The sequence below is a fragment of the Streptomyces sp. CBMA152 genome (assembly GCF_014596475.1).
GTDB lineage: Bacteria > Actinomycetota > Actinomycetes > Streptomycetales > Streptomycetaceae > Streptomyces.
Window position 1 is genome coordinate 143577 of record NZ_MECJ01000011.1, and the last position, 20999, is coordinate 164575.

Annotated in this window: 23 protein-coding genes and 1 pseudogene; 9 read left to right on the forward strand and 15 right to left on the reverse strand. The window is 68.0% G+C overall.

The features are described 5' to 3' along the window. Positions 1 to 2 precede the first annotated feature (2 nt). Positions 3 to 977, reverse strand: coding sequence for an XRE family transcriptional regulator (locus BG418_RS10375; RefSeq protein WP_188273461.1), 975 nt, complete (start codon positions 975 to 977; stop codon positions 3 to 5). Between the two features lie 908 nt (positions 978 to 1885). Here BG418_RS10375 and BG418_RS10380 point away from each other — a divergent pair. Together BG418_RS10380 and BG418_RS10385 are read left to right on the forward strand one after the other, a co-directional pair. Then, the gene (locus tag BG418_RS10380) at positions 1886 to 2410 is read left to right on the forward strand and encodes a hypothetical protein (RefSeq protein ID WP_188273462.1); all 525 of its coding nucleotides are present in this window, start codon (positions 1886 to 1888) and stop codon (positions 2408 to 2410) included. Between the two features lie 236 nt (positions 2411 to 2646). Further along, on the forward strand, positions 2647 to 4293 hold the full coding sequence (locus BG418_RS10385) for an APC family permease (protein ID WP_188273463.1): 1647 nt from the start codon (positions 2647 to 2649) through the stop codon (positions 4291 to 4293). A 67-nt stretch (positions 4294 to 4360) separates the two neighbouring features. Here BG418_RS10385 and BG418_RS10390 read toward each other — a convergent pair whose 3' ends face one another. The 4 genes from BG418_RS10390 to BG418_RS10405 all read right to left on the reverse strand — a co-directional run bounded on the left by BG418_RS10390 (position 4361) and on the right by BG418_RS10405 (position 6482). After that, positions 4361 to 4999, reverse strand: a complete 639-nt coding sequence (locus tag BG418_RS10390; RefSeq protein WP_188273464.1) for an endonuclease — start codon at positions 4997 to 4999, stop codon at positions 4361 to 4363. A gap of 8 nt (positions 5000 to 5007) precedes the next feature. Further along, positions 5008 to 5358, reverse strand: a complete 351-nt coding sequence (locus tag BG418_RS10395) for a DUF2231 domain-containing protein (protein WP_188273465.1) — start codon at positions 5356 to 5358, stop codon at positions 5008 to 5010. Between the two features lie 249 nt (positions 5359 to 5607). Beyond that, entirely contained in the window at positions 5608 to 6102 is a 495-nt protein-coding gene (locus BG418_RS10400) for an acyl-CoA thioesterase II (RefSeq protein ID WP_188273466.1), read from the reverse strand. Between the two features lie 203 nt (positions 6103 to 6305). Then, positions 6306 to 6482: a hypothetical protein gene (locus BG418_RS10405; protein WP_188273467.1), complete on the reverse strand. Its 177-nt coding sequence runs from the start codon at positions 6480 to 6482 to the stop codon at positions 6306 to 6308. Positions 6483 to 6697: 215 nt separating this feature from the next. Between BG418_RS10405 and BG418_RS10410 the strand changes: the two genes are divergently transcribed. After that, positions 6698 to 6883: a DUF1059 domain-containing protein gene (locus tag BG418_RS10410; RefSeq protein ID WP_188273468.1), complete on the forward strand. Its 186-nt coding sequence runs from the start codon at positions 6698 to 6700 to the stop codon at positions 6881 to 6883. A gap of 23 nt (positions 6884 to 6906) precedes the next feature. Here the strand turns inward: BG418_RS10410 and BG418_RS10415 are convergent, their stop codons facing one another. Together BG418_RS10415 and BG418_RS10420 are read right to left on the reverse strand one after the other, a co-directional pair. Further along, positions 6907 to 7221, reverse strand: a complete 315-nt coding sequence (locus tag BG418_RS10415) for a hypothetical protein (protein ID WP_188273469.1) — start codon at positions 7219 to 7221, stop codon at positions 6907 to 6909. 22 nt (positions 7222 to 7243) lie between these two features. After that, positions 7244 to 8050, reverse strand: a complete 807-nt coding sequence (locus tag BG418_RS10420; RefSeq protein ID WP_188273470.1) for a hypothetical protein — start codon at positions 8048 to 8050, stop codon at positions 7244 to 7246. 255 nt (positions 8051 to 8305) lie between these two features. On the opposite strand from BG418_RS10420, the gene BG418_RS10425 reads away from it, so the two are divergent. Both BG418_RS10425 and BG418_RS10430 read left to right on the forward strand, forming a co-directional pair. Beyond that, on the forward strand, positions 8306 to 8521 hold the full coding sequence (locus BG418_RS10425) for a hypothetical protein (RefSeq protein ID WP_188273471.1): 216 nt from the start codon (positions 8306 to 8308) through the stop codon (positions 8519 to 8521). Positions 8522 to 8541: 20 nt separating this feature from the next. Beyond that, complete coding sequence (locus BG418_RS10430; RefSeq protein ID WP_188273472.1) at positions 8542 to 9009, forward strand: hypothetical protein; 468 nt, start codon at positions 8542 to 8544, stop codon at positions 9007 to 9009. A gap of 140 nt (positions 9010 to 9149) precedes the next feature. On the opposite strand, the gene BG418_RS10435 is transcribed toward BG418_RS10430, so the two are convergent. Continuing rightward, positions 9150 to 9614 carry a flavodoxin family protein gene (locus tag BG418_RS10435; protein ID WP_188273473.1) on the reverse strand — a complete coding sequence of 155 codons (465 nt, stop codon included), beginning with the start codon at positions 9612 to 9614 and terminating at the stop codon, positions 9150 to 9152. 166 nt (positions 9615 to 9780) lie between these two features. Here BG418_RS10435 and BG418_RS10440 point away from each other — a divergent pair, with 166 nt between their 5' ends. The 3 genes from BG418_RS10440 to BG418_RS10450 all read left to right on the forward strand — a co-directional run bounded on the left by BG418_RS10440 (position 9781) and on the right by BG418_RS10450 (position 12464). Then, on the forward strand, positions 9781 to 10170 hold the full coding sequence (locus BG418_RS10440; RefSeq protein WP_188273474.1) for a MerR family transcriptional regulator: 390 nt from the start codon (positions 9781 to 9783) through the stop codon (positions 10168 to 10170). A 310-nt stretch (positions 10171 to 10480) separates the two neighbouring features. Beyond that, on the forward strand, positions 10481 to 11977 hold the full coding sequence (locus BG418_RS10445; protein ID WP_188273475.1) for an IMP dehydrogenase: 1497 nt from the start codon (positions 10481 to 10483) through the stop codon (positions 11975 to 11977). A 130-nt stretch (positions 11978 to 12107) separates the two neighbouring features. Beyond that, a complete protein-coding gene (locus BG418_RS10450) occupies positions 12108 to 12464 on the forward strand; it encodes a hypothetical protein (protein ID WP_317453594.1) in 357 nt (118 codons plus the stop codon). Between the two features lie 380 nt (positions 12465 to 12844). On the opposite strand, the gene BG418_RS10455 is transcribed toward BG418_RS10450, so the two are convergent. After that, entirely contained in the window at positions 12845 to 13807 is a 963-nt protein-coding gene (locus BG418_RS10455) for an alpha/beta fold hydrolase (protein WP_188273476.1), read from the reverse strand. 514 nt (positions 13808 to 14321) lie between these two features. Further along, positions 14322 to 15071 (reverse strand): SDR family oxidoreductase, encoded by a 750-nt coding sequence (locus BG418_RS10460; RefSeq protein ID WP_317453595.1) that lies wholly within the window; start codon positions 15069 to 15071, stop codon positions 14322 to 14324. Positions 15072 to 15164: 93 nt separating this feature from the next. Here BG418_RS10460 and BG418_RS10465 point away from each other — a divergent pair, with 93 nt between their 5' ends. Next, complete coding sequence (locus BG418_RS10465) at positions 15165 to 15572, forward strand: helix-turn-helix domain-containing protein (protein WP_188273726.1); 408 nt, start codon at positions 15165 to 15167, stop codon at positions 15570 to 15572. 360 nt (positions 15573 to 15932) lie between these two features. On the opposite strand, the pseudogene BG418_RS10470 reads toward BG418_RS10465, so the two are convergent. The 5 genes and pseudogenes from BG418_RS10470 to BG418_RS10490 form a co-directional block, all read right to left on the reverse strand. Then, a pseudogene (locus BG418_RS10470) lies at positions 15933 to 16046 on the reverse strand (transposase); the annotation flags it as partial. A gap of 33 nt (positions 16047 to 16079) precedes the next feature. Beyond that, positions 16080 to 16868 carry a sporulation protein gene (locus BG418_RS10475; protein ID WP_223184631.1) on the reverse strand — a complete coding sequence of 263 codons (789 nt, stop codon included), beginning with the start codon at positions 16866 to 16868 and terminating at the stop codon, positions 16080 to 16082. A 262-nt stretch (positions 16869 to 17130) separates the two neighbouring features. Then, positions 17131 to 18540, reverse strand: a complete 1410-nt coding sequence (locus BG418_RS10480; protein ID WP_317453596.1) for a sporulation protein — start codon at positions 18538 to 18540, stop codon at positions 17131 to 17133. Positions 18541 to 19068: 528 nt separating this feature from the next. Next, entirely contained in the window at positions 19069 to 20028 is a 960-nt protein-coding gene (locus BG418_RS10485) for a nitronate monooxygenase family protein (protein WP_188273479.1), read from the reverse strand. Positions 20029 to 20120: 92 nt separating this feature from the next. Then, complete coding sequence (locus tag BG418_RS10490) at positions 20121 to 20984, reverse strand: geranyl diphosphate 2-C-methyltransferase (RefSeq protein ID WP_188273480.1); 864 nt, start codon at positions 20982 to 20984, stop codon at positions 20121 to 20123. Between the last annotated feature and the right edge of the window lie 15 nt (positions 20985 to 20999).

Genomic DNA, 20999 nt, shown 5'->3' on the forward strand with positions numbered 1-20999 from the left:
TTCTACGGCTCGACGCTGGCGATGGGCGAGCACTCCAACTGCTTCTGGCTCGGTATCGCCCCGCACACCGTGATGGAGCTGGGCGGCGCGTCGTCCGTGACCGCGAGCATCCGGGTGTAGGTGTCCCGGTCCGTCCGGATCGTGGCCTCCTGCTCCAGACCGGTCCGGTCCTTGATCGTGACGACGTCCCCGACGGCACCGTTCTCGATCCGCCCCCACACCGCATGGCAGGCGGGGCTGTACCGCAGCTCGATGTGCATACCGCGCAGCCACGTGTCGTGCGCGGTGTTCGCGTCCCACTGGCAGTCCATGGACTGCGGATCACGGCGCAGACAGGTGTCCCCGGAACACCGCACCTGGACCTTTCCGGCTGCGGGCACCACCTTCCCCTGGCCGGTACCCGACGCCTGGTCGCCGGAGGTGCCGTCGGACGCACCGTGCGAGCCGGATCCCACCCCGCCCCCCAGGGCCAGCACCGCGGCGACCGCACCCATCACCGCGCCCGACGCGATGTAGCCCACGGCCCCCAGCTTGCGTCGCCAGGCGGGCCGGATGACGACCCGGCGCCGGGCGAGCACCGGCGGGATCCACCGGGGTGCGCGGCGCACGGCCGGGTGCGGCTCCTCGGCCGCCTGCGGCGGTTCCGGCGCCTCCGAGGTCTCGGCAACGGGTGCCGATGTCACGGGCTCGGGTACGTACGCCTCGTCGGCGGCCGGTTCCTCGGCCGACGACTGCCCCACCTGTACGAGCAGATCGAGCAACGGTTGCGCGTCCGCCCCGGTGGCGGCCGCGAACTGCTCGACGGCGACCTTCGAAGGCAGTTGCTTCCCGTTCAGGAATCGCTCCCAGGAGGAGCGGCTGTAGTGCGTCCTGTCGGCCAGCTGTCCATAGCTGAACCCGGACTCCTGCTTGATCCGGCGCAGTTCCGCAAAGAGCTGTTCCTGTGTGTACACAGGCGCATTGGTCTGATCGGACATGTGCCTCCCCCGTCATTCACTCGCGGCGGACGGCAACTCCCCTGGCCGTCCGCGCGGACCATAGAGTAACCGGACCGCTGACCGGTTTACGGACGCCTACGACACCCGTCCCACCACGGTCGGACCCGGTCCCGCCCAAGGGCCGACTCCGTCATTTCTCTCTGCCGAACAGCCTTGATTCGCAGGTGCAGTAAGTAGGTGGCCCCCGCATGCGTCGTACGGAATTCCTTTCGGCTGGACGGCTGAGTGCCCAGTGCCACCGGTTCGTTCCGGTCCGGGTGGATTCACCGTTTTGCCTCCCGCAGGTAGAACCGGCGACCCGCCCGTTCCGGCGTTGCGAGCCCCTGGGACGCGTCCCACGGGCGTCCCGGGCCGTCCCGCACCGCACCGGGACGACCACCGGGTCGCCGTGAAGGGGTGGATCGGTCCCGAATATCTGGCAACGCCACGGCCGCCGCCGAGCCCAGGGAAAAGATGCGGCACTTCGGTTGCATATCCGCACATGAAAGTGGTTCTTCCGCCCTCGATGCCACGTTCTCTCCAATCGGCGCGGCAGCCGATCAAGGGGATTCCGCCCGGGAGTTCCGAGGCGCGGCTCCGCGAGGTTCCGTACATGACGGAACACGGCGCGGTGTGTGGATCACCACACTCCCGCGCCGCGCCCGAGCCCGCCGTCAGATGAGGGACGTCCCTGGTCTTCGCGGCGCGGCGTCCCATTGCCCAGGTCAGCGCCGTGCGGAGGGCCGGGACGGTCCGGGACGGCCTCCGGACCTGCCCACGTCGGGCCTATCGTCGTCGAACACCCCGGTCCACGAGCAGCGCGACGAGACGACGTCCGCGCCCGTATGAGGTGCCCTCAGATCACCGCCACGGGCATCACACGCACCCCTGCAGTTAAGGAACTCATCATGGCTATCCCCCTCACCGCCCGCCGGGCCGCGTCCATCGCCGCCGTCCTGGCCGGACTGACGGCCTCGGCCGTACCCGCCCACGCCGCCACCACGACCGCTCCCTCGTGCGCGCGCATCTGTGTGCTGGACGCGCGGAGCGGGGCCCACCCCGACTATGACCGCCTGGTGCTCGACCTGACCAACAACGGCGCGCCCCCGACGGTGCACGCACGTGTCTCTGCCGACGGTTCGTACCACGTCTACGCCAGTGACGACGACAGAAAGCTCGCGATCACCGGCAAGTCGTATCTGTTCGTCGACATCGCCCCGGCCGACGTCACGTCCACCGGTCCCGACGCCTACACCAGCCCCGTCGTGCAGCCCGTCTCCCTGCCCTCCCTCAAGGGAGTTCAGCTGGCGACGGCAGGGGGCTTCGAGATGGACCACACCACGACGTTCGGCCTGTCCCTCGGTGACTACTCCAGCTACAAGGTCTTCACCCTGACCTCGCCGAACCGCGTCGTCGTCGACCTCTACCACTGACCCTTTACGGAGCAGTCACCGATCGGACGACGTGAAGTGCATCTGCGGCAGAACGGGCACGGCTCCCCAGCTGTTGAGCGAGATGTCTCCTGCCTCAACTCTTCCATCTGGGGAGTGCGGGGCCACTTGCGCTGAAGGACCAGTTCCAGAACCGGGCGCTTCCCGCGTCGGGTGCGGCGCGTGATCTAGCGATACGATTGTGATGTACCTCACCTTTGGATGAAGGGTGCGGGGCCATGGGCGTATCCGAAGCGACACCCGTCACGGACAGCGGCCATCCCGGCTTGAGGCGAGAGATCGGCTTTGTCGGGCTGATCTGGGCCTCGGAGGGATCGATCATCGGATCGGGCTGGCTGTTCGGCGCACAGAAAGCGCTGGGAGTGGCCGGACCGGCCGCGATCATCTCCTGGGGAATCGGCAGCGTCGCGATCTTGATCCTGGCGCTGGTGCACGCGGAGCTCGGCGGTATGTATCCGGTCTCCGGCGGAACGGCCCGCTTCCCGCACTACGCGTTCGGCGGGGCCGCCGGAGCGTCGTTCGGATGGTTCTCCTGGCTCCAGGCGGCCACGGTCGCACCCATCGAGGTGCTGGCGATGATCACGTACGGCCAGCACTACTCCTGGGCGAAAGGCTGGCTGAAGGTCAAGGGCGGCCAGGACCTGCTGACCGGTTCCGGGATCGCCGTCGCGATCGTGCTGATGGCGGTCATCACCGCCATCAACTTCCTCAGCATCCGGCTGCTGGCACGTACCAACAGCGCGGCGACCTGGTGGAAGGTCGGCATCCCGCTGCTGACGATCTTCGTGTTCGCCATCATCGCGTTCCACGGAAGCAACTTCACCGCCGCCGACGGCTTCAACCCCTACGGCGCGAAGGGCATCCTGAGCGCGGTCTCCACCAGCGGCATCATCTTCGCGCTGCTGGGTTTCGAGCAGGCCGACCAGCTCGCCGGTGAGAGCGCGAACCCGAAACGCGATATTCCGCGTGCGGTCATCGGCTCCATCGTGATCGGCGCGATCATCTACATCCTGCTGCAGATCGTCTTCCTGGCGGCGCTGCCCGCCTCGCAGGTCCAGGGCACCTGGACCACCGCCGCGTTCAACACCCTGACCGGCCCGTTCGCCCAGCTCGCCACACTCATCAGCCTGGGCTGGCTGGCCACCATCCTCTATCTGGATGCGGTGGTCTCCCCTGCCGGTACGGGCCTGATCTACATCACCGGGTCCTCCCGGGTCTCCTACGGCCTCAGCCGTAACGGCTATGTGCCGCAGGTCTTCGAGAAGACCACCCGGCGCGGTGTCCCCTGGCCCGGCCTCATCGCCGCGTTCGTGACCGGCTGCATCTGCTTCCTGCCGTTCCCGAGCTGGCAGTCGCTGGTCGGACTGATCACCAGCGCCAGCGTACTGATGTACGCCGGTGCGCCGCTGTCCTTCGGCGTCTTCCGCAACCGTCTGCCGAACGCCGACCGTCCGTACCGCCTGCCCGGCGGGTCCTGGATGTCGCCACTGGCCTTCGCCGTCGCCAACCTGCTGATTCTGTGGTCGGGTTGGCAGACGGACTGGAAGCTGGGCGTGGCGATCCTGATCGGTTACGTCATCCTCATCGCCAACCGCGTCTTCAAGATGAACCCGATCCAGCCCCAGCTCGACCTGAAGGCGGCGCAGTGGCTGCCCGTCTATCTGATCGGCATGGGACTCATCGTCTACGCCAGCGACTTCGGCCCGCTGAAACACCCGTGGTTCCCGCTGTGGTGGGACATGGCCGTGGTGGCGGCGTTCAGCCTCGTCATCTACTACTGGGCGCTCGCGGTGGCCCTGCCGACCGAGAAGATCCAGCGGATGATCGACCAGGTCGTCGTTCCGGAGGAAGCCGACATCAAGTGATCGCCGTCGAGGGCCCCACCGGCAGTGCGCCGAAGTGGGGCCCTCGATCTTGGTGAGGTCGCCGGCCTCAGGCAGCGCGCAGTTCGCTCACCGCGTCCTTCGACAGACGGGCACGGACCAGGGCGGCGGCCAGCCGGGCCAGTTCCTCCGTCTCCACCAGCCGCCCCAGACCGCGCGGGGTGTGCGGCAGTCCCAGCGACGCCGCGGTCTCACAGGTCCGGTCGTCGAAGAAGGGACGCAGCTCGGGCCAGACCTGCTGGACCTCCCGGCAGAAGATGTCCGCGCCCACCGGGCCGATCCTGGGGACCTCCTGCAACAGCTCCCGCACCGCGGACGGCTCCCTGTCCGCTTCCTCGCGGAGATTGCGCAGATCGCCCTTCCAGCGGTCGAGTACGAGCTCGGCACCCTCGCCGAGCGCGGTCGCGGTGCTCTCGTCGTACCGGACGTAGTGGGCACGGCCCAGCGCGTCCACCCGGTCCTGCCAGCGGGAATCAGCCATCGCCCGAGGAGTGCGCAGCCCGGCGCCGAAGAGCTCCCTGGCGGCAGCCGTCGCGATGTCCGCCTTGATGCGGATCGAGCAGAGCACGGTGAGCACCAGCAGTTGGTACAGCGGCGCGGGTGTGTCGCGCAGCGTGATGCCCGCCTCGTCGGCGTACGTCCTTCCGTATGCGCGCAGCAGGCGCGAGGTCAGCTCCTGGGTGTTCATCGGGCCTCTCATGCCGCCTTGGCGTGATGGTGGAGCAGCCGGTGGCTCTCGGACAGTTCGTCGCGTTCCTGGACCTCGGTGAGGCGGATGCCGATGTGGTAATCCTGGACCAGCATCCAGCCCAGGAAGCCGGCGGCAACCGTGCACACGACTCCGGCGGAGGCGAGCGCGAGCCCGAGGGTGGCGCTCTTGGCCGGACCGTTCCAGTGGCCGGCGTACACACCGAGGCTGATCGCGAACAGCGCCAGCGCCGTGACGTTCAGACCCGCGTGGGCCAGCCCGACGCTCCTGGCTCCGGACGCGCGCGGCCCCCTTGATCGCGCCGTAATTCCAGGGTCCTCCGGTGCGGGAGTGCACACAACTACGTGACCGCCACCCGCCACGCTCCGTATCCGACCACCTCCGTTCCGGCGCGTCTCCTCCACACCCGCGTGCGCTTCCTCGCCTCCGACCTCAATCGGCGCCGCCATCGCAGACGTACACCAACAGGCAGTCATGGAGCAGGCGTTGAGGGCCGCCGGTCACCTCGGCCGACAGCTCGCCCCTGATACGCACCCACACCTGACTCCGGGGCGACCGCAGCGACGGATCCTTCTCCGTGTCGAAGCTCAACGGCCCGACGAACGCAGCTCGTACGGCGTCCCGAGGGGCTGCGTCACCGTGCCGAACGCCTTGGTCAGCCGCTCCTCGTAGGTCTGCAGGCTCTCCGGGCCCGGCACGGGCGGCGTCGGATCCTGGTGGTCGAGGCCCGGCTCGGGGCGGTGGAATGAGGCGGTCAGGGAGAACACCTCACGGCCGCGCTGGGTCGTACGGATTCGCCGGGTGGCGAACGAGGCGCCGTCCCGCACCCGCTCGACGTGGTGATCGAACGGCACGGTCGGCATGGCAGGCCGGACGAAGAAGCCGTGCACCGAGTGCACCGGCAGCTCACCGGACACCGTGCACCCGGCCGCGGCCAGCGCCTGCGCGGCCGAGTGCCCTCCGTACACCGGGGAGGTCTGCTCCCGGGGAGGGCGCCCGACGAAGCGGTCCTCACCCCCGTCCAGGGCGGCACCGAGATCAAGAAGGCCGAGCAGGTCCGGCGGCGTACGTTCCTGGTCCATGGAGCCCACTTCACCTCGGCGGGACCGAACGGGAGCCAGCATCTCCACCGCGCCCCGGGCCCTCAACCGAACCGCCTTAAGGAGCAGCCGAGTTGACGCCGAGGGGTGAGGGTGCCGGGTTGACCGCGCCGGGGCGGCGGCGCATGCGGGAGCCGGGGCGCCCACACGGAAGGGGGGCGCCCCGGCTCTCACAGGCAGCGGCGTCAGTTGTGGCCGGCGTCGCTCTCGCGCATCATGCGCTCGGCTTCCTCGCGCTGCTCGTCGGCCTGCCGCCGGGCGTCCCCGGTGTTGCCGGAGATCTGCTCCCTGGCCTGCTGGGCCTTCGCCCGGGCCTCGTCGGCCGCCTGCGCCTTGTTCCGGTTCTTGTCAGCCTTGCCCATGGAGATTCACTCCTGATGCGGGTGTGGGGATGGGGGTGGAACTCCTTCACCGTGACACGACCCCTCACCCACCGCACGCCCGACGGTCACGCACCGTGACCCCAGCCGTCAGGCGACGGAAAGCCAGCCTGCGATCACCTGAAGTTGCCAGGTCGCCGGGGGTGTGCAGCGGTGGGATCCTGGAACAGGGACTTATCACCCCCGAGGAGGCACTCATGCGTAAGGTTGCCGACTGCCGGGACTACCCCAGCGAATCCAACTGCAGTCTGACGATTTCCGGCGAGGAAGAGGAAGTCGTCCGGGCGGCCGCCGAGCACGCCGCATCGGTACACGGCCACACGGACAGCCCCGAACTGCGCGAAGAACTGCGGAAGATGCTGAAGGACGAGGTGGCCGTCTAGACAGATCACCCTCGCGTATCCACCTACTTGTGGACCGCCGCCCCGTCCACAGACGCCCGCAGGGTCCGTACGAACTCGGTCGGCTCCGGCCAGTCCTCGTGGGCCGGGCGGCGCTGAGCGAGACCGGGCTCGTCACCCCGGGCCAGCAGCTTCTGGCACTCCTCGCACAGATAGCAACGCCCGGGCAACACGAAGGCCGCCTGCGGGCCGGGAGCGGCGAGCCGATAGCTCCACACCACCTCCGCCCGTCCGCACACCAGGCAGGACTGATCGCCCCAGGTGACCCCGGGCTGCGGGGGGTCCGCGTCAGGACGGTACGAGCCGTGGTGTTCGCTCATCTGGGCCCCACAGAAGAAGGATTCAGCCACCCGTGCCGGTCGCGGGGGCCAGCTTCCAGGTGCCGGAGTAGTTACGGACGTCCCAGCCCCGGTATTTCACGGTCACGACCGGAGAGTACCCGGGCCAGCTGATGTGGTACCCGACCATGGGGAACTTGACCCGGGTGGACTCGTTCACACCGAAGCCGCGGTTCAGGTCGTACGCATACGTGCCCCTGGACGCGTAGACGGGAGCTTCGGAGTGGTGGCCGTCGGCCGTAGCGTCCTTGGTCTCGCACGTCCAGTCCGTGTCGTTGGGGACGTTGACCCCGCAGTAGTAGTCGTAGCTGAACGAGTACGGGTCGCCGGCCCAGTACTGGGTGAACAGGCCCACCGCCCAGCGGCGTGAAGACCCGCCGAACAGGGTCTCCTTCATCTGGATGCGGACCAACGCCTCCACGTTGCAGCGGCCGTTGACACAGCGGTCGAGCTTCGCCACGCCCATGTCGGACCGGTAGTGGTAGTCGTCGATCTTGTTGTTGCCCTGGAGGGTGTAGCCGCGCGGTGTGTCGGTATGGGGTTCGACGACCCGGCCGTCGGTGGTGGTGACACTCCCGTCCGCCGCCGCCCGCGCCGCCTCGCTCCGCGTCGAGCCGTTTCGTGCCGGCGTGGTGGTGACCTGCCCGGTGTCCACCCGGGTGACGAGCGCCGAGCCGTCGCCGAAGCCCATCTCCGTCTGGTAGTACGCCGCCGGGTGGGCGCCGCCGCCCGCCGGGGCCGCGTGCGCGGACGCGGGACCGGCGACGAGCAGTGCCGAACCCATCGCACAGGCGGCTGCCGTGAGTTGCACGGGGCGGGATCTGCGTAACCGAACCATCGATCCTCCTGAGGATCGCGCAGGGGTAGGTGAGGTGCCCGTGGTTCCGCGGCGCATCCTCGCATGGTTGCGCAGGCATGGAAACGTACGTACGGGAACTCGGGCGCCGCGTTCCACTTCAGGCACGCCCTGACGGAAAAACTACGTCGCAAAACGACTTCCACGGACGGGAGTTGGTCCATACGGTCGCCTTCGGCAGTTGTTATGACAACGTCAAGGAGGAACAGCATGAACAGCAACCTTCGTGCGGCGGCCGTCACGGCGGCACTGGTCACCGGGCTCCTCGCAGCCGGCGGCGCCGCCACGGCGGCCGAACGCATCGACTCGCAGCACCTGGCCGCACACCTACAAAAGGCGGTCGCCGCCGAGCAGGAGGGCGGCGCGACGACGACGGGCGGGCCCATCCTGGGTGTGCTCACGAGCCCCGACGCCGCGCACTCCTGACCGGGACGGAGGTGTGCACCGTGGACAACCCCGGTGAGGACCACGTCAATTGGTGCCCCAGTGGGGACGCCGAGCGTCCGGAATCCGTCGTCCTGGGGGTCAGATCCGGGGAGAACGGCCAGGTCGTCTATCTGGCCGAACCGGTGCCGGCATCGGAGATCCTCCCCACCATCCCTGACGGCATCGCACCCAACCGGGTACTCCGCTTCGCCTCGCACTGCGTGTCCGACTGCGCGAACCGGGACGGCGACGCCTGCGGCCTGATCGAGCGCATACGTACGGTGCCGTCGCCGAATACCCCAGCAGCGGTACCCCGGTGCCACCTCCGCCCACACTGCAAGTGGTGGAACCAGACAGGAGTGGAAGCCTGCCACCGCTGCCCCGCCCTGGCCACCCTCAACTCCCCCGACGACGAACTCGCCACGCTCGTCGCGGATCCGTCCACCACCGTGGAGCAGCTGGAGAACTGGATCGCCGCGGCCGAGTGAGCCATGGGCAGGGCGACGCTCATCGAGGTGTTCTGAGCCCGAGGTCGCGCTTGAAAAGCTCGATCACTTCGTAGCAACGGCGATCGACCTCGGCCACCTCCTCCTCAGCACTGGCACCGGCAGCTCCAACATGCGTGCACCTACGAGTTCCGCTCCCGTAGCCCTTCGGCGAACCTGCGTGCCGCCTCCAGATCGGTGGCATCGGGACGTCCCTTCCTGATGCCGCCGACGGGCTTGAACGGGAGCCAGGTGTCCCATGCGCGACACGTGAAGGTGTCGACCACGTCGAAGCCCTTCTGCCCGAGAAGCCCCGCGAGCGGGCGGGTGAAGGGACGCAACCGCACTTCGGGAAGCCCGCTGGTGGCGAACACGAACGCCCTGCCCCGCTCCTCTTTCGGGAGGGACTGGACGAACTCGCGCAGCCGTGGATGGAAGGCCGTCGAGAAGATCCCCGACCCGAATCCCACGAGGTCGCAGGCGGCGAGCTCCGCCCTGTCGATCTGCTCAGGGGCGATCACAGGGGCCTCCAGAACGTTGCCCATGACGTCGGCGATCCTCTTCGTGTTGCCGTGCGACACGGAAACACACACGATCATGGCCTTCATAGCGATGCTCCTCTCACTGCGGACACGTATGGGACAGCGCACGATCCCCGACCGTGACACCGAACGGCTGTGGCCTCCGTCACGTAACGGCTGTGGTGTCGGGATGGTAGAAGTTGACATCAGTGTCACGTTCCCGTCGCCGTGATGGCGTCATGTGAGGTGTGGAATGCGGATCGGTGAGTTGGCCCGGCTCAGCGGTGTGAGCGAGCGTTCCCTGCGCTACTACGAGACACAGGAACTGCTGCGCGCGGAGCGCACCCCCGGCGGCCACCGGGACTACGGCGAGTGGGCGGTCGACCGCGTCGTACGCATCCAGACGCTGTACGCCGCAGGCCTGAACAGCAGGAAGATCGCCCAACTGCTGCCGTGCATGAGGGATGCGGACGGCCGCCCGAACGAGATCGCCACCCCGGAGCTGGTCGACGAGCTGACCGCGGAGCGCGACCGTATCAACCGCCTGATCACCGACCTGGTCCGCTCCCGCGATGTCCTGGACGAAGTGATCGATACGGCGTCGGAGAGCGCGAGCACCGACGCGGCTTCACCCACGCGTTGACGCGGAAAGCTCGCAACACGCTGATGATGCGTGCTTCTTGGGGCGTCCTCAGCTGGCAACTCGGGCCGACGTCCTGGAGCAACCACCCGGGGGTGGCTGAGGATCACGATTCGTACAGTTGCCGAGTTGACCGCTAAGGTGCCAGGTCACGACCGCACCCCGTTCGATCCACGGGCCGGTCAGGGCTCTGCCGCAGTTGGTGGCACCTCCACCGCTGCCGTGCCGGTCTCTGCCTGCCCACGCCCTGCGTATACGGGGGCGGTCCTCACGGCGGGGCAGCCGGCCCCGGCCGACGGGTCAGGAGGAACGAGTGGCACAGATCATCGCCGAGGTCTCGCGGACGTTCAACGAGTTTCTGCTCTTGCCGAACCGGACTCGAACCGACTGCTCGGCTGCGACCGTTGACCTGCGCACACCTCTGGTGCGGCACATCCGGGGCGAGGCGTCAGCGATCGAGCTGCAGTCACCGTTCACGTCCGCGATCATGCAGGCTGTCAGCACGCCTGAACTCGCGATCGCGATCGCCCGCAACGGCGGTCTGAGCTTCCTGCACCACAACCAGTCGATCCAGGACCAGGTCGCGGCCGTCCGCCAGGTGAAGAACTTCAAGGCGGGATTCGTCACCAGCGACACCAACGTCCGCCCCGACGACAGCCTGGGCCTCCTCGTCGACGTCATGCGGCGCACCGGTCACAGCACCGCCGCGGTCACCCACGACGGGACCGCCACCGGCCGCCTGCTCGGCCTGGTGACCTCGCGGGACTTCCACCCCCAGCGCCATGACCTGGACGGACCGGTCAGTGGCCGGATGACCGCGGTCGCCGAACTGGCCCATGCCGGGCCGGACATCACGCTTTCCGAGGCCAACGCGCGGCTGTGGGACGAACGGCTCGACTGCCTCCCGGTGTTGGATGCCGAGGGTCATCTTCAGCATCTGGTGTTCCGTTCCGACTACACGGACAACAAGCGCTTCCCGAACCAGCTCGTGGACGCCGCCAAGCGTCTGCGCGTGGGTGCAGGTATCAACACCCACGACTACGAGGAGCGCGTCCCGGCCCTGCTTGAGGCCGGCGCGGACGCGCTGTGCTTCGATTCGTCCGACGGCTACAGCGACTGGCAGGCGCAGGCCCTGACCTGGGTGAAGAAGCACTATCCGGAGATCCCGGTCGGCGGCGGCAACGTGGTCGACGGCGAAGCGTTCACCTTCCTCGCGGAGGCGGGGGCGGACTTCGTGAAGGTCGGAGTCGGCGGTGGCTCCATCTGCATCACTCGCGACCAGAAGGGCATCGGCCGCGGCCAGGCCAGCGCCGTGCTGGACGTCGCGGCAGCCCGGGACGCCTTCCTGGAACGCACCGGCGAGTACGTGCCGATCTGCTCCGACGGCGGCCTTGTGCACGACTACCACGTGGCCCTGGCGCTGGCGATGGGGGCCGACTTCGTCATGATGGGGCGTTACTTCGCCCGCTTCGACCAGGCGGCCGGCGCGAAGCTGCCCACCCGTGACGGCTTCGTCAAGGAGTACTGGGGCGAGGGCTCGAACCGGGCCCGCAACTGGCAGCGCTACGGCCAGGGCGGTCAGGGGCTGGTCTTCGAGGAAGGCGTGGACGGCTACGTCCCCTACGCGGGCGACCTCAACGAAGGGCTCGCCCTGACCGTCGCCAAGCTCAAGACCACGATGGTCTCGTGCGGCTCCGCCACCCTGCCGGAGTTCCAGTCCACGGCCCGCCTGACCCTCGTCTCGGACCAGAGCTTCCAGGAGAGCCACGCCAACGTCACCCTGCGGGACACCCCGACAACGGCCTCCTGACAAGCTGCCAGGTAGGGGCATGGGCTCGTACAGGTGAGTACGAGCCCATGTAGAGGTGAGTACCCGCGCCCATGCCCCGACGGTGTCCCCCGCATGAGGATTTTGTAGAGCCTCCGATGGAAGGAACACCGTGAACCCCAGCAGCTACGCGACCCTGTACAGCCCCTACCAGCCGCCGCAGCGCCGCCCCCGCCGAGGGCGGACCGTCGTCATTGTGCTGGCCTGCGTGCTGTGGGCCGTCACGTTCGGCTCGCTTGCCTGGATCACACTTCTGGTAGGCATAGTCACACTTTGGGGCGCGGCGGACGGCGCGCCGGTCGGGGACTTCGTACTGACCTACTTCGGGATCATCATCGGTGCCGCCGGCGCGCTCGCCGCGCTGGCCTTCGCTCCCGGCGTCCGCCGCCTGGCCCCGGCGAGCCGTCTGCTTCTGCTGGGCGCCGTGGCATGCCCGGTGCCCGCCTTCTACGCGGCGCTGATCGGCTGACCACGGCTTTGCTGCTCCGCCCGTTGGTTCGAGCTGTTCGGGCGGTACGTGCGCGTGGCTCTTCAGCTGGAACACCGTCGCCCGGTGCGCACGTCCCGCCTGGGAGCTGTTCGTCGCGGCACGGTCGTCGCGGCCCTGGCGCTGTCGTTGACCGCCCTGGGCGGAGGAGTACAGCAGGGCTTCGCCGCCCAGAGTCACACCGGCCCGCACCACGTGAAGGCACAGCGATTTCACGACCAGATGCGTGAGCTAAGGCCGGCGATCGCCTCACCGCCCTGCTGCGGGTGCACATCCTCACCGCGGCCGACATCCGTCATCGAGCAGCTCCCCAACCAGTTCCGCTGACCCGGCAGCGACGGCCGCCGATCTCACCGGCTCGATCAGCGGTGCACCGGCAGCGGCCCACGCTCACTCCCCGCACGAGGCCTGCCGGGTACGGCTGACGATTGTCGGGGGTTCGGCGGTGTGGGCCTCGTCGCCGACTCCCAGAAGGAGATCAGGGCCCGCGCGGTGTCGGCGGGGTTCTCCACGTTGGGAGAGTGCGCGCTCCCGGTGATGACGGCATGGCGGGCACCCAGCCGTGCGGCCATTTCGCGTTGCCAGGGGACGGGCCACGCATAGTCCTCCTGTCCGCAGACGACCATCATCGGCAGTGCCACCGCGGCGAGTTCGTTCACCCGGTCCGGCTCTGTCATGAGTTGACGGCCGGTCACCATCAGCTGCTCGGGGACGGTGTTGATCCAGCGTCGTCGCAGAAAGTCCGCGGTGTGATCGCTCGGGCGATCTCTCTCCTCCAGCTTCTGCATCTCATGCCACAGTTGCTCTTTGCCGAGTACGGGTAGCAACTCGACAAGGAGTTTGATGCGTTTCTGCTGCTCCAGCTGGATCGCGGCCGGGCCCGTACTCATCAGGGTGAGCGAGGCCCACGGGCAGGAGGAGACGGTGGACAGCACGGCTGCGCGAGCCGTGAGTCCGCCCATGGAGTGTCCCAGCAGGTGCAGGGGAGTTTTTGAAGCGGTGGCCTCGGAGATCGCCACACTCATCGCCAGTACGTCGGCAGCCAACTCGCCCTGGGCGTAGGCCTCTTCGCTTCGCGGGCCGGGACTTTCATGCTGACCGCGTCCGTCGACGGCGACGGTATGGATGCCTGCCGCGCTCAACGGTTCGAGCAGCGGTAGAAAGTCCTCTTTGCTGCCCATGAAGCCGGGCAGCATGAGCACGCGACCCATGTGAGGCACGCTGTCGGGCGGCACACACTCCAGGACCGCGAAGGAGCCCCGGCTCGTTTCCATGCGCCGGACGCGGGCGCGAGGCGGCAGTGTGAGGTTGGGTGGTCGACTCATGGCGGGAGACTAGGGGAACGAGGCCGCCCGGCGACAACGTGCCTCCACCGCCCCGCCCCTCATGTCGTCGCTTTAGAACTCCTGGAAGTTTCGGTTGAGGAGCTGCGCCTGAACGTCGACAGGCAGAAGCTGGACGCCCTCGTGGAGCTGATCAGCGCCATCCGGTCCTCCCACGACGAGATCGATGCGTGGCTTGCCGCTGCGGAGAAGGCCTTTCCGGTGATTCAGGACCACGGCTTCGGCTCGACCGGCGCCGAGTGAGGCACGGGCTTCGTCAGGCGCCGCCGGCAGACGATGCAACAGGCGAGCTTGAGGAAGGCTTCATGGGTGTCGTCGCGGATCTCCCACCGGATCAGCAGGCGGCGGAGCCAGTGCAGATAGGCGAATGCGAGCTCCACGACCCAGCGGCGGGAAGGCGTCGCGCTGCGCCTGACGGCCCCGCCGTCCGACGAACTGGCAGTCGAGGCACAGCGGCTCGGCATGCGGCAGAGCCCGCAGCCGAACGAACGGGGCGTCAGCGCATGCCGCCGGAGGCGAGGATGACGTCCCCGGTGATCCAGCGCGCGTCGTCGGAAGCCAGGAACGCCACCAGCGGGCCGTAGTCGTCGGGGGTGCCCGTCCGGCCCAGCGGGGTGTCGGCGATCGCCTGTGCTTCCTGGGCCGAGCCGGGGAATCCCATGGCCCTGGTGCCTTCGGTGTCCGACGGTCCGGGCATGATCGCGTTGACCCGGATGCCGCGCGGGCCGAGCTCCTTTGCCGCAACGATGGTGAACGCGTTGACGGCGCTCTTGGACGCGACATAGAGCGAGGCGTACGACGGGTGGGTGAGAGTGCCGGCCGTCGAGACGTTGATGATCGACGCGTTGTCGATGTCGTCCTGTGCGACCAGGGCCTGGGTGGTGAGGATCGGGCCCAGCAGGTTCGTGGTCATCTCTCGCTGGAACTCCTCTTCGGTGATGCCCGACAGCGGCCCGAAGTTGGCGACGGCCGCGTTGTTCACGAGCACGTCGACCGGCCCGTACTCCTCGCGTGCTCGATCGAACAGGTGGCGCACGTCGTCGCCGCGGGTCACGTCCGCCCGGACCGCGATCGCCCGGCCGCGCTCGGCGGTGATGTCCGCGACGACCCGCTCGGCGCCCTCGGCGTCCTCCCGGTAGTTGACCACGACGGCCGCACCGGTCCCGGCCAGTGCCTTGGCGATCCCCGCGCCGAGTCCCTTCGACGCACCGGTGACGATCGCCGTACGCGCGTTGTTGCTGCTCACAGTGACTCCTCGAACGTTAGTGCTTGCAGGAGTCACCGTAGGAAAGCTGGTCACTGCGAGGAAGTACGTACTTTTTTGTAACCTCATAGCGTGATGGAAACTCAGCAGGTCGCGACGGCCGCCCGACTCCTGGCCCACGACACCTTCGACAACAAGTGCGTACTCAGGCCGATCATGGACCAGACGACAAGCCGCTGGGCGACGCTGATCATCTCGGCCCTCATCGCGGGCCCGCACCGCTTCGCGCAGTTGCACCAACGCGTCGGTGGCATCAGTCAGAAGATGCTGTCGCAGAACCTCAAGGCACTGGCCCGGGCCGGTCTCGTCGACCGCCATGTCGCGCCCACCAATCCGCCCCAGGTCACCTACACCCTGACAGAGCTCGGTGTCAGCCTGGCCGGGCCGCTGACCGAACTCATCCAGTGGTTCGGCCGCCACGGGGACGAACTCCTGGCCGCGCAGGAGGAATACGACACCCAGCAGGCTCCGCCGCGCACGTAACGGCTGCGGCGTGGGCCGGCGTGATTCGGGTGCGGTCGGCTTCGGTGCGCCAGCAGACTGTCGGCATGGATACGTCTTGGCTCGGCGTTGCCGGGGCAGCTGTGGGAGCCGCTGTCACCGGGGTCGTCCAAGCGCAGGTGCAGCGCAGAAGCCAGGTCACCTCCGTGAAAAGTTCAGAGGGTTTCGCAAGGAGCTGTCCGCATTCCTGGCCCTCGCCTCAGTAGATCTGAGTCAGAATCTGCCGACGTCGCCCGGCGGCTGACGCCTGCAACTGGCCCTGACAGAGCCTCTGGACGTGGCGGTGGGCGGTATTTGTCGTGGTCGTAGCCGCGGTCGGCGAAGAGCATGTCGGGGCGCCCGGACACCGGTCTCGTTCCAGGCCGCCAGGCACCGCCAGCAGGTCATGCCCGAGCCGAAGCCGAGCTCCTGCGGCAGATACTCCCACTGGATGCCGGTATGCAGGACGAACAGGATCACACCACTTTCGTTAGAGCCGGGTTAGTGCGCTCACACCACAAGCCCGAGTTCTCGCCGTGCACGGGTGAGGAAGACGCGGACAGGACGTGTGTTGCGGTGGGGTTCAAGGGCAACCGTCAGACCGCGCACATAGCCGCGGGCGCGGTTCGAGTCGACGCGCCGGAGGATGTCGACCGAGCGATGTCCGAGCGCCAGGGCCTCGTCGAGCTCACCGTTCTGCAGGTGGGCTGTGGCGACAACCGACAGCCGCATTCCGACCGAACGGGTGAAGTCGTCGGGTGCCATGGCGGTGGCCTGCTCGTTCCAGGTGAGGCACGCGCGCACATTGCCGAGGTCGCGGTAGACCTCGGCCGCGTCGGATGCCAGTCGGGGGTGGGTCAGGAAATCGATCCACCGTGGGGCGTCGTCCTGTTCCGATGCACGCTCAAGCAGACGTTCCGAGGTGGCCACGGCCGCCGACGCGGAGCGGGCGTCGCCGGCCCTGGCATGCGCACGGGCTTCGACGAGCCGAGTGAAGGCCAGAACCCGGGCCTTCACTCGGCTTCCACCTTCCTCAACAGAACCTTGTGTCAGATCGAGGGCAACGGCAGGGCAGTCTCGGAGGGTTGCCAGCAGCGCCATCGTGGCGAGTATGTAGCAGCTGAGGTCGGTGTCGTCTGCCTGACGGGACCAGCTCAACGCACGGTCGAAGTGGTGGAAGGCAGCACCGTGCCGACCGACGTCGAGCGCGGCCCAACCCGCCAGTCGCGCCAATTCCGCGCTTACGGAACACAGTTCGCGCTCCGTCCCCGAAGTGAGCCGGCCACTGAGCAGCGGCACGGCCCCTTTGTCCAACAGGTGGAGGGCTGAACCCGCTTGTACGCTCCCCCCGCCGTGGCGCGAGTCGTCACGGCGGACGGCCTCCGCGGCCTGCCGTAGAGCCGCCACCTCGCGTCGGCCCACACGGCGCCTCGAACGAGTGGCGGGTGCGCCGGCCAGGGCCGAGAGGGCAATGGAGCCACTTGCTCCTGAAAGCAGTACGCGACGATCCACGATGCCGACCTCCTGTCGGATTGCCGTTCCTCACTACCCATGACAGCGGTCATGCGGCTGCCAAGTACCGCCCCAGTCCGCGTACTTCACGGAGATAGGCCGCGACTTCCTTCTCCCGCGGCCACGGCGTCAGTGATGCGGTGTAGATCTTCAGGTAGTCGAGCCCGCGTACGCTCTGCAGTCGCGAGAACAGCCGTAGGGACTCCCGGCCCAACCGCAGGCTGTGGTCGAGGTCTCCCGACTGTGCGTGAGCGGTCGCAAGTACGGACAGACGGATTCCACGCGATCGTGTGTAGGCGTCTCCTGGCATTTCACCCAGCGCGTGCCATGCGAAAGTCGCCCGTGGAAGTCTCAGGTCCCGAAAGATCTCAGCCGCGTCTGTGATGATCCTCTGTCGGCTGAAGAAATCGATCCAGGGGCGCTCACCGTTGCCTTCGCGCGATCCACGTTCCTGAAGGCGCTCTGCCAACGCCAGGCAACTCGATGCCTGGCGGGCGTCTCCTCCCTTGGCGTGCGCCCGGGCCTCGATCAGCTTGGCGAATCCCAGCACCCTTGGATCCGCGGAAGGAACGCGCTCGAACGCGCCCTGGGCCATGTCGATGGCCTCGGAGGTGAATCCGCGCATCATGGCCTGCATGGCCATGGTGCTGAGGATGTACGAACCCAAATGCACATTGCTTCCGGCCTTGGCCAGGCGCAGTGCCTGGATGTAATGACGCTGCGCCACCTGGTGCTTTCCGGCGTCGAAGGCCGTCCACCCCGCGAGCCGGGCCATTTCACCGGTCACGGAGAACAGTTCACGCCCATCGCGTTCGGTGAACCGGCCGCTGAGCAGGGGCGTCACCCGCTCGTACAGATACGTGGTGAGCGATTGGGACTTCCATGCCGCACCCCCGAATCGGGAGTCCCACAGCCGTGCCGATTCAGCTGCTTCGTGCAACTCCTCGATGTGCGAGGGACCGATCGTGATGCGTCCGGAGGACGAGTCCAGCGGCTCGGACGGATTGACCAGCCATCGTGTCACCGGCTCCGAGAACGCCGAGGCGACGAATGGCGAGGTGGTGAGAAAGTCCCGGCGGTTCAAAGTACTCCAATACGACGAGGCTTCGGCGAGTGCTTCCTGCTGGTTCCTCGGGAAGCGCAGTCCGGAATCCTGGTCGATCCGGCCGCCCCACTCCATGCCGATTTCGTCCAGGCCAACCGGCCGGCCCAACCCTTCCGAGAGTACGGCGCATATATGCCGCGGCACGGGCCACCGCGGCCGAACGCCCCGACGGCACCAGTTCGCGACGGAGGTGTGCGTGTAGTCGCAGGCGATCCCCTGTGATTGGCAGATTTCATTCAGCCGGTGGGCGAGTCTCTTGTGACTGATCCCCGATGCGGTTATCAGACTCTCCAGCTGGGCATTCTGCTGACGTTTGGGGTCCTTCAATTCCGCTACACCCGTCACGTCCGCCACACTCCTTCTGGGCCGACTGCGTCTGAACACCAGGATAGCCACGCGGAGTTGGCATGAGCCGCCCTCACGACATATGAGCCCCCCTGTGAGCCCTGCCCCGACCTCGGCCGCCCCTGGTCCCCTGTCGAAGTGGAAGGCCGTGGAAAGGGGATGCTCGAATGACACGAAAACACCGTGTACGCAGCCGCGTCACGGAAAGCAGGAAGAGCGATTCCGCTCGCTCCCGAAGCCGGTCGGCTCATGGATCCGAGCTGCTGACCGCTCTGCTCTGTGCCTACGTCCCCGTGGTGCAGGAGTTACCTTTCCTGCCCCAACGGGTGGCCGACATCCTGGCCCTGTTCGGCATACTGCTCATGCTTCTCCCCTGCGGAACCGGCCGCTTGCCCGACGGCAGTGAGCAAATCGCTCGTCGGGCGCCCCGGATCCGGCAGCGTCGCCCTCGGGTGAGGCGCGGTTCTCCTGACCGGGTGGGACGCCGTCTTCGTGCAGCACGAGGACGTGCAGGCTCAGTCCCGGCTGCCGGCCGCGTCAGCGGCGTCCCGCGCGGGTCAACGCGGCCTCGGCCTGAGCGGCCATGTTGGCGACGAGATCGGTCGCCGAGGGCAGGTCGTTGATGAGGTCGACGGCCTCGCCCGCCCAGACCGGCCGCGGGGGGATCGCGCCGCGCGCCACGTCGTCCTGGTAGTCCTGACGGGCTTGGGGGTCGGCGGCGAGTTCGGCCTCCCGGCCGCGCCAGCGGTCGAGGTAGGGGTGGCCGAGGGTGCGGGCGAGGTACTTGGACGGCCAGCGGGAACCGCGCGCGATGTCCAACACCCTGCTGAGCTCGGTGTCCTGCCCTCGCCCCTCGACGATCGCCCGGGTGATGGAGGGATCGACCAGGGCCTCGGTGGTGGCCTGGAAGCGGGTGCCGACGAGCGCTCCGGCAGCGCCCAACACCAGAGCCGCCGCCACACCGCGTCCATCGGCGATGCCGCCCGCCGCCAGTACCGGCACCGGATCCACGAGATCCACCACCGCGGGCACGAACGGCAACGTGGACCGCCCGCGCGCGGCTCCGTGCCCGCCGCTCTCGGTTCCCTGCGCCACGATCACATCGGCGCCCAGGTCCGCGGCCTGCCTGGCCTCCTCCAGATCGGTGACCTGGAGGATCAGCAGGGCCCCGGCCCGGCGGACCTGCTCCGCGTACGGGCTCGGGTCACCGAAGGACAGCATCACCGCCCTGGGCCCGTAACTCAGCGCCAACTCCACGGCGGCGAGATCGATCCCCCAGGTCAGGAAGCCGACACCCCACGGCCTACCGGTGTCCGCGACGATCGGCACCTCACGTGCCAGCCACTCCGGATCCCCGTCCCCGCTGCCCAGAATCCCGAACCCGCCACCACGGCAGACGGCTGTGGCCAGCGCACCACCGGCCGAACCACCCATCGGCGCGAGCGCGATCGGGTATCGCACGCCGAACATGTCGGTGAACGCCGTCGACAACACCATCGCCACCCCATCGTCATTCCGTAGGCCTGCGTGCCTGTTCCGCCCGCGCCCCCGCCGAGGCGGGGGCGACATGAGCCTTACGGATGACGATGTCAGACGCGGTCGGCCGCGATGAGGAGGTAGTGGAAGCTGCCCTCGCGGTACGCGGTCAGGAACGGGTCCTCGACGCCGGTGGCGAGGGAGGACTGGGCGCGCAGCTCCCAGTACGGGATCGTGGCGGCCGTGAGATCGACGACGTTCATGGGGACGAGACCGTTGGCGGCCATGGCCTTGAAGTAGGCGCTGCGCGGGTGGATGTTGCACGTGTAGTGCTCGTCGATCCGGCTGACCGCCTTGGAGCGGCCACCGGTCACGTCGTTGTAGCAACCGGTGATGACGACGTAACGACCGCCGAAGGCCAGCTGGCGCGCGTGCTCGGCGAAGAGCTCGAACAGGTCCACGTACATGGTGGACTCGTTGTTCCAGATGCCCTGGAAGGCGCCGGTCGGGAAGCCGGTGTCCAGCATGTTGCGGAAGTGGTAGCGCACCTTGTCGTCCACACCGCGCTTGCGGGCCTCGCCGTTGGCGAAGTCGACCTGGGACTGGGAGATGGACACACCGTCGACCTGGCAGCCGAAGCGCGCGTTGGCCATGATGCTGGAGCCGCCCCGGCCGCAGCCGGCGTCGAGGAGACGGTGCTCGGGGGCGATGGGTCCGAGGTGGTCGAGCAGGACGTCCGCCTGCGCGGACTCCAGCCGGTGCAGCTCCTCGATGATGCGTGCGTCGCGGGTCTCCTGCGGGCCTTCCAGCACCGAGGGGTCGTAATCGCCGATCCCGTAGTGGTGGTGGTAGAGGCCGTCGACGTCGCCCAGGCTCAGGTTGACCGGGTCCTTCTCGTTGTTCCAGTACTCGGCGACGGACTTCTGGTAGGCCGTGCGCAGCACCGGGGCGGTGGAGGAGGTGGGCGTGGTCGTCATATGTGGACTCCTTGC

Excerpts from the sequence above, each read along its gene's own strand:
- BG418_RS10490 (WP_188273480.1), bottom strand. The coding sequence starts at position 20,984 with ATGACGACCACGCCCACCTCCTCCACCGCCCCGGTGCTGCGCACGGCC.
- BG418_RS10405 (WP_188273467.1), bottom strand. The coding sequence starts at position 6,482 with ATGGGCAAGGCTGACAAGAACCGGAACAAGGCGCAGGCGGCCGACGAG.
- BG418_RS10385 (WP_188273463.1), top strand. The coding sequence starts at position 2,647 with ATGGGCGTATCCGAAGCGACACCCGTCACGGACAGCGGCCATCCCGGC.
- BG418_RS10410 (WP_188273468.1), top strand. The coding sequence starts at position 6,698 with ATGCGTAAGGTTGCCGACTGCCGGGACTACCCCAGCGAATCCAACTGC.
- BG418_RS10415 (WP_188273469.1), bottom strand. The coding sequence starts at position 7,221 with ATGAGCGAACACCACGGCTCGTACCGTCCTGACGCGGACCCCCCGCAG.
- BG418_RS10400 (WP_188273466.1), bottom strand. The coding sequence starts at position 6,102 with ATGGACCAGGAACGTACGCCGCCGGACCTGCTCGGCCTTCTTGATCTC.
- BG418_RS10465 (WP_188273726.1), top strand. The coding sequence starts at position 15,165 with ATGGAAACTCAGCAGGTCGCGACGGCCGCCCGACTCCTGGCCCACGAC.
- BG418_RS10375 (WP_188273461.1), bottom strand. The coding sequence starts at position 977 with ATGTCCGATCAGACCAATGCGCCTGTGTACACACAGGAACAGCTCTTT.
- BG418_RS10455 (WP_188273476.1), bottom strand. The coding sequence starts at position 13,807 with ATGAGTCGACCACCCAACCTCACACTGCCGCCTCGCGCCCGCGTCCGG.
- BG418_RS10425 (WP_188273471.1), top strand. The coding sequence starts at position 8,306 with ATGAACAGCAACCTTCGTGCGGCGGCCGTCACGGCGGCACTGGTCACC.
- BG418_RS10435 (WP_188273473.1), bottom strand. The coding sequence starts at position 9,614 with ATGAAGGCCATGATCGTGTGTGTTTCCGTGTCGCACGGCAACACGAAG.
- BG418_RS10440 (WP_188273474.1), top strand. The coding sequence starts at position 9,781 with ATGCGGATCGGTGAGTTGGCCCGGCTCAGCGGTGTGAGCGAGCGTTCC.
- BG418_RS10380 (WP_188273462.1), top strand. The coding sequence starts at position 1,886 with ATGGCTATCCCCCTCACCGCCCGCCGGGCCGCGTCCATCGCCGCCGTC.
- BG418_RS10390 (WP_188273464.1), bottom strand. The coding sequence starts at position 4,999 with ATGAACACCCAGGAGCTGACCTCGCGCCTGCTGCGCGCATACGGAAGG.
- BG418_RS10485 (WP_188273479.1), bottom strand. The coding sequence starts at position 20,028 with ATGGTGTTGTCGACGGCGTTCACCGACATGTTCGGCGTGCGATACCCG.